13 protein-coding genes are annotated in these 13,692 nt (G+C 41.0%); 8 read left to right on the top strand and 5 right to left on the bottom strand.

The genetic code is table 11. The features are described 5' to 3' along the window. Positions 1–47: 47 nt before the first annotated feature. Positions 48–1,079 carry a LacI family DNA-binding transcriptional regulator gene (locus E2R51_RS06410; protein ID WP_133376166.1) on the top strand — a complete coding sequence of 344 codons (1,032 nt, stop codon included), beginning with the start codon at positions 48–50 and terminating at the stop codon, positions 1,077–1,079. An 82-nt stretch (positions 1,080–1,161) separates the two neighbouring features. Here the strand turns inward: E2R51_RS06410 and E2R51_RS06405 are convergent, their stop codons facing one another. Then, complete coding sequence (locus E2R51_RS06405; RefSeq protein WP_133376165.1) at positions 1,162–2,505, bottom strand: CoA-disulfide reductase; 1,344 nt, start codon at positions 2,503–2,505, stop codon at positions 1,162–1,164. Between the two features lie 10 nt (positions 2,506–2,515). Next, positions 2,516–3,388 carry a DegV family protein gene (locus E2R51_RS06400; protein ID WP_133376164.1) on the bottom strand — a complete coding sequence of 291 codons (873 nt, stop codon included), beginning with the start codon at positions 3,386–3,388 and terminating at the stop codon, positions 2,516–2,518. Between the two features lie 182 nt (positions 3,389–3,570). Here E2R51_RS06400 and E2R51_RS06395 point away from each other — a divergent pair, with 182 nt between their 5' ends. Beyond that, entirely contained in the window at positions 3,571–4,413 is an 843-nt protein-coding gene (locus E2R51_RS06395) for a YitT family protein (protein ID WP_133376361.1), read from the top strand. Between the two features lie 181 nt (positions 4,414–4,594). Here E2R51_RS06395 and E2R51_RS06390 read toward each other — a convergent pair whose 3' ends face one another. Beyond that, on the bottom strand, positions 4,595–5,401 hold the full coding sequence (locus E2R51_RS06390; protein ID WP_133376163.1) for a Cof-type HAD-IIB family hydrolase: 807 nt from the start codon (positions 5,399–5,401) through the stop codon (positions 4,595–4,597). Positions 5,402–5,579: 178 nt separating this feature from the next. Here E2R51_RS06390 and yjfP point away from each other — a divergent pair, with 178 nt between their 5' ends. Together yjfP and E2R51_RS06380 are read left to right on the top strand one after the other, a co-directional pair. Further along, positions 5,580–6,347, top strand: coding sequence for an esterase (gene yjfP / locus E2R51_RS06385; protein ID WP_133376162.1), 768 nt, complete (start codon positions 5,580–5,582; stop codon positions 6,345–6,347). Between the two features lie 71 nt (positions 6,348–6,418). Then, positions 6,419–6,727, top strand: coding sequence for a metal-sulfur cluster assembly factor (locus E2R51_RS06380; protein ID WP_133376161.1), 309 nt, complete (start codon positions 6,419–6,421; stop codon positions 6,725–6,727). 62 nt (positions 6,728–6,789) lie between these two features. Here E2R51_RS06380 and E2R51_RS06375 read toward each other — a convergent pair whose 3' ends face one another. Further along, positions 6,790–7,626 (bottom strand): undecaprenyl-diphosphate phosphatase, encoded by an 837-nt coding sequence (locus E2R51_RS06375; protein WP_133376160.1) that lies wholly within the window; start codon positions 7,624–7,626, stop codon positions 6,790–6,792. Between the two features lie 146 nt (positions 7,627–7,772). Here E2R51_RS06375 and clpB point away from each other — a divergent pair, with 146 nt between their 5' ends. Then, entirely contained in the window at positions 7,773–10,358 is a 2,586-nt protein-coding gene (gene clpB, locus E2R51_RS06370; protein ID WP_133376159.1) for an ATP-dependent chaperone ClpB, read from the top strand. A gap of 64 nt (positions 10,359–10,422) precedes the next feature. Here clpB and E2R51_RS06365 read toward each other — a convergent pair whose 3' ends face one another. Beyond that, positions 10,423–10,605, bottom strand: coding sequence for a YjzD family protein (locus E2R51_RS06365; RefSeq protein ID WP_133376158.1), 183 nt, complete (start codon positions 10,603–10,605; stop codon positions 10,423–10,425). A 217-nt stretch (positions 10,606–10,822) separates the two neighbouring features. On the opposite strand from E2R51_RS06365, the gene E2R51_RS06360 reads away from it, so the two are divergent. The 3 genes from E2R51_RS06360 to fabF all read left to right on the top strand — a co-directional run bounded on the left by E2R51_RS06360 (position 10,823) and on the right by fabF (position 13,501). Then, positions 10,823–11,011, top strand: a complete 189-nt coding sequence (locus tag E2R51_RS06360; protein WP_133376157.1) for a ComZ family protein — start codon at positions 10,823–10,825, stop codon at positions 11,009–11,011. Positions 11,012–11,264: 253 nt separating this feature from the next. Next, entirely contained in the window at positions 11,265–12,200 is a 936-nt protein-coding gene (locus E2R51_RS06355; RefSeq protein ID WP_133376156.1) for a beta-ketoacyl-ACP synthase III, read from the top strand. 59 nt (positions 12,201–12,259) lie between these two features. Continuing rightward, positions 12,260–13,501: a beta-ketoacyl-ACP synthase II gene (gene fabF / locus E2R51_RS06350; RefSeq protein WP_133376155.1), complete on the top strand. Its 1,242-nt coding sequence runs from the start codon at positions 12,260–12,262 to the stop codon at positions 13,499–13,501. Positions 13,502–13,692 lie beyond the last annotated feature (191 nt).

Genomic DNA, 13,692 nt, shown 5'->3' with positions numbered 1-13,692 from the left:
TTAATGCTGAAAAATTGTAAGCGTGATCAAGCAGGAGGTGGTTGAATATGTCAGTTACGATAAAAGATGTGGCTAAATTTGCAAATGTTGCTCCATCTACTGTATCCCGAGTGATCGCAAATAATCCCAGAATAAGCGATAAAACAAAAGAAAAAGTTCGTGCTGCAATGGAAGAGCTGGGATATCATCCGAATTTTATCGCAAGAAGCCTTGCCAATCAATCGACCCAGGTATTAGGGCTTGTTACACCTGGTTCATCGGATGTTTTTTTTCAGAATCCTTTCTTTCCCACTGTTTTAAGGGGGCTTAGTGAAGGGGCGCATGAAAAACAATATGCTCTCCAGCTGGTCACAGGAAAAGATGAAGAAGCTATTTATAATGGTGTTGTTCAAATGGTCCAAGGCGGAAGGGTAGACGGCGTGGTATTGCTCTACTCAAAAGTGGAGGACAGAATACTAATGTACTTGAGAGAAAGAAAGTTCCCGTTTGTGATGATCGGAAAACCATTTAAATTTGTGGATGAAATTACGCATGTCGACAACGATAATTTTCAGGCCACAAAGGATGCAACGGATTACCTGCTTTCATTGGGACATGAAAGGGTTGCCTTTATCGGAGGAGATGTAAATTTAGTTGTAACAGTTGAACGGTTGCTTGGGTATGAAAACGCCCTTGAAAAAGCGGGAATTCCATATCGCGATGATTATGTTTTACATGAAAGCTTTTTACTTGAAGGCGGTCAGGACGCCGTTTGTGAGCTGATGGAGCTTCCTTTAAGTGAACGGCCCACCGCTTTAGTGGTAGCGGATGATTTAATGGCGCTCGGCGTATTAAATACGTTAAATAAGGTAGGAATTTCAGTTCCGGATGATCTCTCAATTTTAAGCTTCAATAACGTTTTAATATCAGAAATGTCGCGGCCTCCGTTATCATCGGTTGATATAAAGATCTTTGATTTAGGCTACCAGGCCTCTCGCAGTTTGATAAAACGCATTGAAAACCCGGACGAGCCATACCAGCGAATCATTGTTTCTCATGAAATTGTAAAGCGTTCTTCAACTGAACAATCGTTAAAATAAAAGAAGCCGCTGTAGGCGCCAGGAAAGTTGATTTGGATCAATTTCCTGGCGCACCACTTACAGGGGCTTCTTTTATTTGTTCCTATTTATTTAACGCTTTATAACCAATCATGTTAACCGGGTCTTTTGGTGCGGAATAGGGGGGAGCATAGGCGATTTCAATTTCCTGAAGATCAAGGATCGAAAGACCGCCGGCAATAGCAGTTGCAATGATGTCCATCCGTTTATCAATGCCGTCCTTGCCAACCGCCTGGGCTCCTAGAATTTTACCGTCCTGATTTGAATAATGAACTTTTAATTTAAACGTCTCTGCTCCTGGATAGTAACCTGCATGCTGCTTGGATTCATGTTCTACAGTCTTATAATCAATGGCTTTTTCCTGAAGCGTCTTTTCGTTAAGTCCGAGCATTGCGGCGGTAATGGAAAACACTTTGCACACAGCGGTTCCGAGTGCACCTTTAAATGGAATCGGATTTCCTGTTGCATGTGAAGCAGCTATAAATGCCTGGCGATGTGTAACCCAAGCAAGAGGAACCCGTTTGGGATCACCCGTAATTTTGTCGAGTATTTCCACAACATCTCCTAAAGCGTAAATGCATGAATCACTAGTCTGCATAAACTCGTTTACCTTCACACCGCCAGTAGTGCCAATCTTTAAATCAGCTTTTTCAGCCAATTGCCGATTTGGCTTAACCCCTACAGCTAATAACAGAAAATCTGCTCGTATGGTTTTATTATTTGTCAGATGAAGCGTTTGGCCATCCTTATCGATATGGGCAATTGTAACGTCTTCATATAAATTAACGCCCTGCTGCAGCAGCTCGCTTCTTATCGGATCCACCATATCCTCATCCAGCGGGTGAAGAACATGCCTGGACCGCTGTACCAGATGAACCTTCAATCCGCGTGCCTTAAGATTTTCAGCCATTTCAAGACCGATAAACCCTCCTCCAACGATACAAACAGAAGTATATTGTTGTGACTCAATATGTTCATCAATTTTCAGCATGTCTTTAAACGTACGCAGTGTATAGCAGTTCGCGTGGGCAAGACCTTTTATGTCTGGTATTACAGGGGTGGCGCCAGGGGATAAAATGAGAATATCATAGCTCTCATCATATTGTTTATCCTGGATGTGATCCTGGATGGTGATGGTTTTTTGGGACCGGTTAATTGCTGTCACTTCGTGGCGGATTCGCACTTCAATATTTCTGTCCTCCTGAAATGCTTCCGGAGTGGCAGCTATTAAGTGTTCGCGCTTTTTAATAAATCCACCTATATAATAGGGCATTCCACAGTTGGCAAATGACATTGTACCGTCTTTTTCCAAGACAATGATCTCGGCTTCCTTATCCAGCTTACGGAGCTGTGATGCAAAAGTTGCTCCTCCGGCAACTCCGCCAATTACAAGCACTTTCTGTTTCATATGTTCCTCCTTACTGATGTGTGGAATCCGGACGTTTGTTTAAGAAGAATATCGCCAGTGTGCCGGGCCCAGCATGAGCTCCAACAGATGATCCAATTAAATTAGTGGAAAATTCTGTCGTTCCAAACTCAGCTGTGATCATTTGTTTGATCTCATTTGCCAATGGCTCATCATCACCATGACTAATCCCGATCACCTGCTGGTCCAATTGTTCTCCCCGTTCATTCATAACTTCAATAATACGCTTAAGCAGCTTTTTCTTTCCGCGCAGCTTCTCCAGCGGTACAAGCTTGCCATCTTCTACATGAAGCAAAGGCTTGATGTTTAAAAGACCCCCTATAAAGGCAGAAGCCTTCGTCACGCGTCCCCCGCGTGCCAGGTAATCCAAGTCATCCACTGTAAAAAGATGCTCCATATGCTGACTGTGGAATTCACTGTCTTTAACAATGCTTTCACGGCCGATGCCTTCTTTTGCAAGCTCAACTGCCCGTTGAACGACTAATCCGTATCCAAGCGAGGCACACTTAGAATCTAGAATAACCAAGTCTAATGACGGATATTCTTCTTTTACCTGATCCCGTACCATAACAGCTGTCTGATAGGTGCCGGACAATTGAGAAGAAAATGCTATATATAATCCTTGCTTGTTCGAAATGGCAAGTTCTGTGAAAAGTTCTTCCATTTGTTTGGGACTTGCCTGGGATGTTTTTGGATGCTGGCCGTTCCGAATTGCATCAAAGACTTTTTTTGAGCTAATATTAACCAGGTCTTCGTATTCCTGATCATCAATATGTACACGCAATGGCAGCAGGTTCAGATTGTTTTCCCGGATATACTCCATAGGCAAATCAGAGGCACTATCCACAAATAGCTGTAAACTCATTTATATCACCCTTTTTTAGTTATTGTGTGCTTTAATTTTAGCTGTACCCAGACAAATTTACAATCAAATGGTGTAGGTTAGGATAAATTAGGTTATGTGAATACTATACATAAGATAAAGGAGGAATTGGATTGGCTCAATCGAAAGAAACGTTTAAGCTTTCAAAGGTTTCCAATGAAACCATTTGGCTTGAAACAAGAAAAATAATTATTGTTATCATAGGAGCAGCATTGAACGCAGTAGCACTTAATTTATTTTTAATTCCTGCCAATGTATTCGCCAGCGGCTTTACCGGGCTGGCACAGCTAATTTCTAATATATTGGCTGATTATACTCCTTTGTATATTTCAACGGGGATTTTGCTTTTAATCTTAAACATTCCTGCTATCATATTAGGATGGCTCAGGGTAGGAAAAATGTTCACGATCTACAGCATGTTTTCAGTTGGATTTACCACCATATTTCTTGCCATTATACCTATAGTGGAAGTTTCCCCCGATATCCTGCTCAATGCGGTGTTTGGAGGAGTGATAGCGGGTGTAGGAGTTGGCTTCACACTAAAATGGGGAGCATCTACCGGAGGTATGGATATCGTGGCGATGGTATTGTCCCGTTTAAAGGACAAGCCTGTCGGCAATTATTTTTTTGCCATGAATGCAGGGATTATATTAGCGGCAAGTATGATATTTGGATGGGAGAAGGGGCTATATACCTTAGTCACCTTATACGTTTCTACAAGGATGATCGATGCGATTCATACCCGTCATGAAAAGCTTACTGCCATGATTATTACGAAGAAAACAAGCGATGTAAAGCAAGCGATCCACGAAAAGCTAGTGCGGGGCATTACCATCGTTCCTGCAAGAGGTGCATTTACAGACGAAAGCAAAGAAATGCTAATCATTGTTATTACACGATATGAACTTTTCGAACTTGAACGAATTATCCATAAAGTCGATCCAAATGCCTTTACCAATGTAATGCAGACAACAGGGGTGTTTGGTTTCTTTCGTAAAGATGAGTAGGGAGGTTCCCTTTTATTTTTTGATGGAAAGCGAAGAAATATTAAAATTATAACCTGAAAACGAGGCTGGGACAAATGTGTCTCAGCCTCCTCTAATGGTTCACTGGGCTTCAGGCGGACACTTTCCGCTCCGTTCACCTCATCATTGCAGATTAATAAATATATGTCCGAACCTCATTTTTTTATAGCTTAAGCTTTTGCTCTAAAAATATGGCAATGCCGTCTTCGTTATTCGTGCCTGTAATTTCATTCGCAATTGTTTGAATCGAATTTATTCCATTCCCCATTGCCACACCGGTTCCAGCAAATTCGAGCATTTCTATGTCGTTGTCTTCATCCCCAAAAGCAATGATACGCTCTTTTGAAATACCAAGGGAATCAGCAGCCAGTTTGATTCCTACTGCTTTATTAAGTCCGCTTTTTACGATTTCAATAACATGCCATGGCGCACCCCATCTTCTATGGTCAATCACTTCTGCGTGAACTTGGCTTAAGTGGGCGCGAATATCGTCCACATCTTTTTCTTCAGCATGAATAAGCAGACTGGTGGGGCTGGCAGGAAGGTACGTTCTCAGGTCTCCTGTCTGAATCGCAGGATTACCGAAGCTAAATATATCAAGTAGTTTTTCGTCGTGAAAGTGCAGGTATACATCATCTAAAATTTCAGCCACTATGTTATGGAACTGAAAGTCCTGACAGGCTTCAACAATGTCTTTTACGACGTTCAAATCCATTGGCTCATGGTGAACTCCCCATGTTTGATCCTCTGGATGATGAACAAACGCTCCATTAAAGTTTACGATGGGTGTTGATAGACCCAGTTCTTTATAATAAGGCTCACTCGCTCTGTAGGGTCTTCCGGTGGCAATCATGACCTCATGGCCATTATCTTTTGCTTTAATTAATGTATTTTTTGTGCGTTCTGAAATTGTTTTTGTGTCGGTTAATAGTGTGCCGTCCAAATCGAGTACGATAAGATGCTTTTCCATAAAAGGCTGTCTCCTTTACCAAATAAGATCTTTTCTCTAGGTTCCAACATCGTTTATTGTACCACTTTATTCCCATAATTAGCACAATTCCATCTCTAGCCGGGCATAATAAATGCTATAGACTGGATGATCATGGTAGGATAAAAAGATATTGTTTATGTGGAAGGAGCATTCTCTGATGATCACGATTAATAGGGAAATGGTTAATACAATTCCTTTATTGCACGTAGTAAATGAGGAATATAGATCTCAACAGCTGCCCGCTGTTTTCTTTATACACGGTTTTATGAGTGCGAAGGAGCACAATCTTCATTTTGCTTATTTACTGGCTGAACAGGGGTTTCGTGTGGTTCTGCCGGACGCAGCATTACATGGCGAACGAACAGATGGACAGGATGAATTAGTCCTAAGCACCCGTTTTTGGGAAATGGTTATTCAGTCCATCCAGGAGCTTGAAGTATTAAAAGAAAACTTTGAGAAACGGGAATTAATTGATGGTGACAGGATTGGCGTCGCTGGTTCTTCAATGGGAGGTATCACGACGCTTGGGGCACTTACGCAATACCCCTGGATCAAAACCGCTGTCAGTTTGATGGGCTCTCCTGCATACGTTGGTTTTGCAAAAGCACAGCTTGAACGATTTAGAAAAAATGGATTTTCCCTGCCGATGTCTGAAGAAGAAATAGAAGAACAGATGAAGGTCCTGGCAGAATTTGATTTGAGTTTGCACCCTGAAAGATTAAATAGCCGTCCGCTGATGTTTTGGCATGGCAAGGAAGATACGGTAGTGCCTTATGAGCCTACTTACACATTTTTTAAGACCATCTATGCGTCATACGAAAAGAACAGAGATGATCTCCGTTTCATTTCTGAGGAAAGCGCGGGTCACAAAGTATCACGAAAAGGACTGCTCGAAACAGTTAAGTGGTTCGAACGCCATCTATAGACATAACATTTTCACATGTAAACAAAGTCTGATATGATGGAAACAGATTAAAGGTAAGAAGGAGTGATAATATGGATCAGGATCTAAAGGACAGCATCATGGGTGCGCTGGAAGAAGTAATTGACCCGGAATTAGGCATCGACATTGTTAACCTCGGTTTAGTATATGATGTGTCACAGGAAGAAGAGGGGAAAACAGAAGTTAAAATGACCCTGACCTCAATGGGCTGCCCGCTTGCACCTGTGATTGTTGATCAGGTTAAAGCTGCTCTGGCAGACATTACAGAAGTCGGCGAAGTGGATGTAAACATTGTCTGGTCTCCGCCATGGAGCAAAGACAACATGTCCCGCTACGCAAAAATTGCTTTAGGAATTACATGACAAAAAAAAGATTGCGCCAAATGCGCAATCTTTTTTTAATGCATAAAATAGAGCCGGACTTTTTATTGCAGATAAAGCACCAGTAGTACGATAGGTCCAACAGCTAAACAATATATAGCGAAATAGATGAGATTACCTTTAGCCATTATATTCATAAACCATTTCAGTGAAAAATAAGAAGCGACGAGGGATCCGAAAAATGCCAAAGTATAAGGAATCCACAGCGCGGCTAAATGTTCGTTATTGATGAGATCAGATAAGCTTAGTATCATTCCGCCAAGGCTGACTGGTATAAATAGCAAAAAAGAATAACGGAGTGCAGTTTCCTGATGAATGCCTCTGGCCATCGCTGCTACAATGGTAGCTCCGCTTCTGCTGATGCCGGGGATTAAGGCGATAGCTTGAGCGCAACCAATAATAACAGCATCTTTAATGGTCATCCCGCCTTCCCCTCTGCTCCCGCGAAGATTGCGGATCATAAACAGAGCTAGCCCTGTTACCATAAGCGTGATTGCTACAAGAGTCACAGTGGCCTCTGCAATGAGATCACCAAACACAACACCAATTACACCTGCAGGAATTGTTCCGATGATAAGGTAGATTATAAAATCGAATTCTGTTTTATCATCCGGGTTTTTTGTTTTGATGTAACCTAGTCCTCTGACAATCAAACGAATAAGATCTTCCCGGAAAATAATTAATACTGCAATCAGCGAAGCTGAATTGACAAGCAATTCAAAGGTAAATGCTCCGCCTTCGCCGCCTTCAATTTCAACACCTAAAAAATGCTGTGCCAACAGCAGGTGGCCGCTTGAAGAAATAGGAATAGGTTCCGTAAATCCCTGGAAAAGCCCAAGAAATAAATATTTTAATAGAATAAATAATTGTTCTGACTCCATAAGTACCTCCAATTGAATCGTTCATTAAAACACTATTTCTAATTTAACCATCATTCAATAACCAAGTAAAGGCAATTATCTTTACAATTTCATGAAGATAATGCTACGATAAAGTAAAGGTCAACAAAGGTCAAAGAGGTGATGAGATGAATTTGGATCAAATGACACATAAACTGCAGCAGGCAATTATTAGTGCTAAGGATCAAGCGGTGGCAAAGTTTCACTCCACTATTGAAACCGAGCATATCCTTTTTGCACTGCTTTCTGACAACAGCGGACTTGCTGAACAGATTTTCCTGAAATTGAATATTGACCCTGAAGAGCTGCTAAAAATAGTCTTACAGCAAATCGATGCATTTCCCACAATAAAAGGGGATGCCGGCCAACTAGGAGCACATTTATCAAATGAGGCCCGTAAATGGTTTGCTGAAGCCCAAAATGTTCAACAGCAATTTCAAGATGATTTTTTATCAGTTGAACATATGATCATTTCGTTAATGAAACTTTCATCAAATGCAGCCGTAAACTACTTACATTCACAAGGAATTGACTCATCTTCTATTAAAGAAACAGTTGATTTAATCCGAGGAGGACGCAAAGTGAACACTCAAAATCCTGAAAACACATATGAAGCTTTATCTAAATACGGAAGAGACCTGGTGGAAGAGGTTCGCAAAGGCAAAATGGACCCCGTAATCGGCCGTGACGCAGAAATTCGCCATGTGATACGAATTCTGTCACGAAAAACTAAAAACAATCCGGTATTAATCGGCGAGCCAGGTGTAGGAAAAACAGCGATTGTAGAAGGCCTGGCTCAAAGGATTGTCCGAAAAGATGTTCCTGAAGGACTGAAGAATAAAACCGTTTTTGAATTAGATATGAGCGCATTGGTAGCAGGTGCTAAGTTCAGAGGTGAGTTTGAGGAAAGATTAAAGGCTGTTCTCGCTGAAGTGAAAAAAAGCGAGGGGAGAATTCTCTTATTTATTGATGAACTCCATACCATTGTAGGAGCTGGAAAAACAGAAGGTGCAATGGACGCGGGAAATATGCTTAAGCCCATGCTTGCCAGAGGTGAAATCCATTGTATTGGGGCTACAACGTTAAATGAACATCGTCAATATATTGAAAAAGATCCTGCGTTAGAACGAAGATTTCAACAGGTTTTAGTTCAAGAGCCGAATGAAGAAGATACGATCTCGATTCTTAGGGGATTAAAGGAGCGGTTTGAAATACATCACGGGGTCAATATTCATGACCGGGCGCTTGTGGCTGCTGTGTCTTTATCCAGCCGGTATATTACAGATCGTTTTTTACCGGATAAAGCGATTGACCTGATGGATGAAGCGTGTGCAATGATTCGCACAGAAATTGATTCCATGCCATCTGAGCTGGATGAATCAACACGTAGAGTAATGCAGCTTGAGATCGAAGAAGCTGCCCTCTCAAAAGAAAACGATACAGCCAGTTTGGAGCGGTTAAACGCTTTACGAAAAGAGCTCGCAGATTTAAAAGAACGAAGCAATGCCATGCGGACAAAGTGGGAGCAGGAAAAGAAGTCAATTCTTGTTGTTCAGCAAAAACGGGAAGAGCTTGAACAGCTGAGGAGAGAGCTGGAAGAAGCTGAAAGTGAATACAATTTATCAAAAGCTGCGGAATTGAAACATGGGACCATTCCATCAGTGGAAAAAGAATTACGATTAATTGAACAGGAAGTAACAGGCCACGATAAAGAAAATCGTTTGTTGCGGGAAGAGGTAACAGAAGATGAAATAGGCAATATAGTTGCCCGGTGGACGGGGATTCCTGTTGATCGTCTGATGGAGGGAGAACGGGAAAAACTCCTTCGATTAGAGGAGATCTTAACGGAACGTGTTATCGGTCAGAAAGAAGCGGTTGAAGCTGTGAGTGAAGCAGTAATACGTGCCAGAGCAGGTATTAAGGATCCAAATAGACCGATAGGCTCGTTTATTTTCCTCGGTCCCACCGGCGTTGGAAAAACAGAATTGGCGAAAACATTAGCCCAAACCCTGTTTGACAGTGAACAGCAAATGATCAGAATTGATATGTCTGAATACATGGAAAAACATGCGGTAGCGCGCTTAATTGGTGCGCCGCCAGGTTATATCGGTTATGAAGAGGGGGGACAATTAACAGAAGCTGTAAGAAGGAAGCCGTATTCTGTTATTCTTTTAGATGAAATTGAAAAAGCGCATCCTGAAGTATTTAATATATTACTTCAAATGCTTGATGACGGCCGTATTACAGATTCCAAAGGAAGAACAGTCGATTTTAGAAATACGATTATCATCATGACGTCGAATATAGGTTCTACCTATATGATAGAAGAATCACCAAACAGCAACAGTACTGTAAGGGAAAAGGTAATGGGGGAATTAAGAGGGCACTTCAGACCTGAGCTGCTGAACCGGATTGACGATATTGTTCTTTTTAATCCTCTAACAAGCAGCCATATGACTGGAATTGTTCATAAAATGGTGGCGGAATTGAGCGGTAGACTAACGGAACAGCATATTCGTCTTGATCTGCCTGAAGAAGTGGCGGCATTTATTGCCGAAGCTGCTTATGATCCTGTTTTTGGTGCACGTCCATTAAAAAGATATGTTCAAAAAGAAGTGGAAACTCTGATTGCAAAGGAATTAATTAAGGGTACCATCAAACCACATCAAACCGTAAAAGTTGGAGTTGATAATGGGAGGCTCTTTATAAAATAGACTTCGTTTTATGACGTGTTTATAAGCAAAAAAAATCCTGGTCCTTCATAAAGGACCGGGATTTTTAGTGATGTTCCACCTGAGGCTTAGGAATTACTGCACCGATTGCAAAAATTGCTACAGTTGTAACAACAGAAATAATCGTCGCTGTCATAAACTCATAAGGTACACCATTCATTGAACTTACAACATAGGTTGCCATATTAATCAGCAAAAATGCCCATATAAACGTCCAAATATAAGACATTAACTCACCTCATTTCACCAATATGTATCGCTTTCATTTGAAAACACTCTTCTGTTATAGTACCACAGTTTCAAGTGAAATAAATGTCCAATACGTGAAAAATTCATAATTGTTTTATTCGGTTATGAATGGATTCTGTGAGAGAAGTAAGATAAACTAAAATCGAGTTGAACCAATTATCAATACAACCTACATATTATAGAAGGAGTGAAGTAAAATGACACAGGATAAAACGATGGAATTCATGCAAATCGCAATGAAATACCTGCCTGAGGCAAAAGAAAGAATGGAACAGGCGGGAATTGAAGTTTCAATTGAATCGCTGCAGCCATTTATGGGTTTATTCGCTAAAGCCATGAATGATGCCTACGAATTAGGAAAAAAAGAAAGCCTGGAAAATAATTAAGGATTAAAGGGCTGGTCAAAAATCAATGAATTTAATTTAGGATGTCTTTACGAACAAGAAGCTTAATTCGTAAGGGCATTCTTTTTTCCCTTTTTAAAGCTTTTCATTGCTCTTGTAATATTCCAGTATCTTCTTTTGTTCGTTTAGGTGTCTTGAAAAAATAAAATAGTTGATATAAAATTAGTACCAAGTCATAATAATAGATAATATAAATTATAAAATGAAGCTAATCTAATAGAAAGAAGGAATTTTTATGCGTGCAGGAGCATGGGGGATTGGCAGATACTTGCCGGAAAAAATCGTTACTAACTTTGATTTAGAAAAAACAATGGATACATCCGATGAATGGATCCGTACCAGAACAGGAATTGAAGAAAGACGATTTGCTGATGAGGATGTAGATACTTCTGATATGGCATATGGAGCTGCAGTCAAAGCACTTGATGATGCTGGAGTTTCTGCTGAAGAACTGGATATGATTTTGGTGGCAACGGTAACTCCGGATCAGCCTTTTCCATCCGTTGCATGTATGCTTCAGGAAAAATTAGGAGCAAAAAAAGCAGCAGCTATGGACCTTTCTGCAGCATGTGCAGGGTTTATGTACGGGATGATAACGGGAAAGCAGTTTATTGAAAACGGCGGATATAAGCATGTACTTGTCGTGGGAGTAGAGAAATTAACAAAAATCACAAACTGGGATGACCGTAATACGGCAGTTCTTTTTGGTGATGGTGCAGGAGCAATGGTACTTGGTCCTGTAAGCGGCGACCGGGGCATCCTGTCATTTGAACTGGGAGCAGACGGTACCGGCGCTGAACATCTTTATCAGGGGCCGGATGGACTGGTGATGAACGGCCGGGAAGTATTTAAGTTTGCTGTAAGGCAAATGGGTGAATCCAGTGTAAATGTCATTGAAAAAGCGGGATTAACAAAAGAGGATGTTGATTATTTAATACCCCATCAAGCCAACATCCGCATCATGGAATCAGCCCGTCAAAGACTTGAACTGCCTATTGAAAAAATGTCTAAGACGGTCAATAAATACGGAAACACATCCGCAGCTTCCATTCCAATTTCTCTCGTTGAAGATATTGAGAACGGCAAAGTAAAAGATGATGATTTATTGGTAATGGTAGGATTTGGCGGAGGATTAACATGGGGTGCAATTGCACTTCGGTGGGGAAAATAATACAATTGAACTAACAAACCATAATAATTTTACTAGATAAATGAGGAGTTGACATCGCAATGTCTAAACGTCGTGTCGTAGTCACTGGATTAGGAATGGTTTCTCCGGTAGGAAATGATGTAGAAACATCATGGAATAACATTATTGAGGGAAATTCAGGAATCGGTGAATTAACAAGATTAAACAAAGATGATTTTCCAGCTACTGCAGTCGGGGAATTAAAGGACTTCAATATTGAAGAATATATGGAGAAGAAAGAAGCCAGAAAAATGGACCGTTTCACACAGTATGCTGTCGTGTCGGCTCAAATGGCTGTTAAAGACGCTAAACTTGATATCAATGATTCGAATGCAGACCGCATTGGTGTTTGGATTGGATCAGGAATTGGCGGAATGGAAACCTTTGAGAAGCAGTTTGAAACTTTTTTAAACAGAGGCTATCGCCGTGTAAGCCCATTTTTTGTGCCAATGATGATTCCGGACATGGCGGCAGGACAGGTTTCTATCGCTTTAGGAGCTAAAGGAATGAACTCGTGTACCGTTACGGCCTGTGCCAGCGGAACGAATTCAATCGGAGATGCATTTAAAGTGATTCAGCGCGGAGATGCAGACGCGATGATCACAGGAGGATCAGAAGCCCCAATTTCTCAAATGGCAATGGCGGGATTTGTTGCCAATACAGCTCTGACTCTTAATCAGGATATTACAAAAGCCAGTCGTCCATTTGATCAAAATCGTGATGGTTTTGTAATGGGTGAAGGTGCAGGGATCCTGGTTCTTGAGGATCTTGATCATGCGCTTGCAAGAAATGCTACAATCTATGCAGAGATTGTTGGTTACGGGTCAACTGGAGATGCCTATCATATTACAGCACCTGCTCCCGGCGGGGAAGGCGGAGTGCGTGCAATGAGGCAATCCCTGGAAGATGCAGGCATACACCCGAATGAAGTAGGCTATATCAATGCTCATGGAACCAGTACTCCTTACAATGATAAATACGAAACGATGGCAATTAAAGAAGTGTTTTCTGATCATGCCAAAAAAGTTGCGATCAGTTCCACCAAATCTATGACAGGTCACTTGCTTGGTGCTGCAGGCGGAGTCGAGGCTATTTTTACGGTACTTGCGCTTAAAGAAAAAATCCTGCCGCCGACAATAAATTTGGAAACTCCTGACCCGGAATGTGATCTTGATTATGTGCCAAATGTATCCAGACAAGCAGATATTCAAGTAGCAATGAGTAATTCACTCGGTTTTGGCGGTCACAACGCTACAATTGTATTTAAATCGTATGAAAAATAAAATAATTTCCAGTAATCATATAAAAAACAGGCTGTGCAATTTGCACAGCCTGTTTTTTTATTCTTATCTGTGTATATTCATGCATCTTATTCTAATATAGTTTGAAAGCGCATACAAAGTTGTTTTCATCACAATTACTAATTTAAACTAAATAAAAAGTTAAAAAATGTTTATAACTTTTTATTTTAATA

The sequence above is a fragment of the Jeotgalibacillus sp. S-D1 genome (assembly GCF_004358665.1).
Taxonomy (GTDB): domain Bacteria; phylum Bacillota; class Bacilli; order Bacillales; family Jeotgalibacillaceae; genus Jeotgalibacillus.
This window is presented reverse-complemented; position numbering and strand designations above follow the sequence as displayed.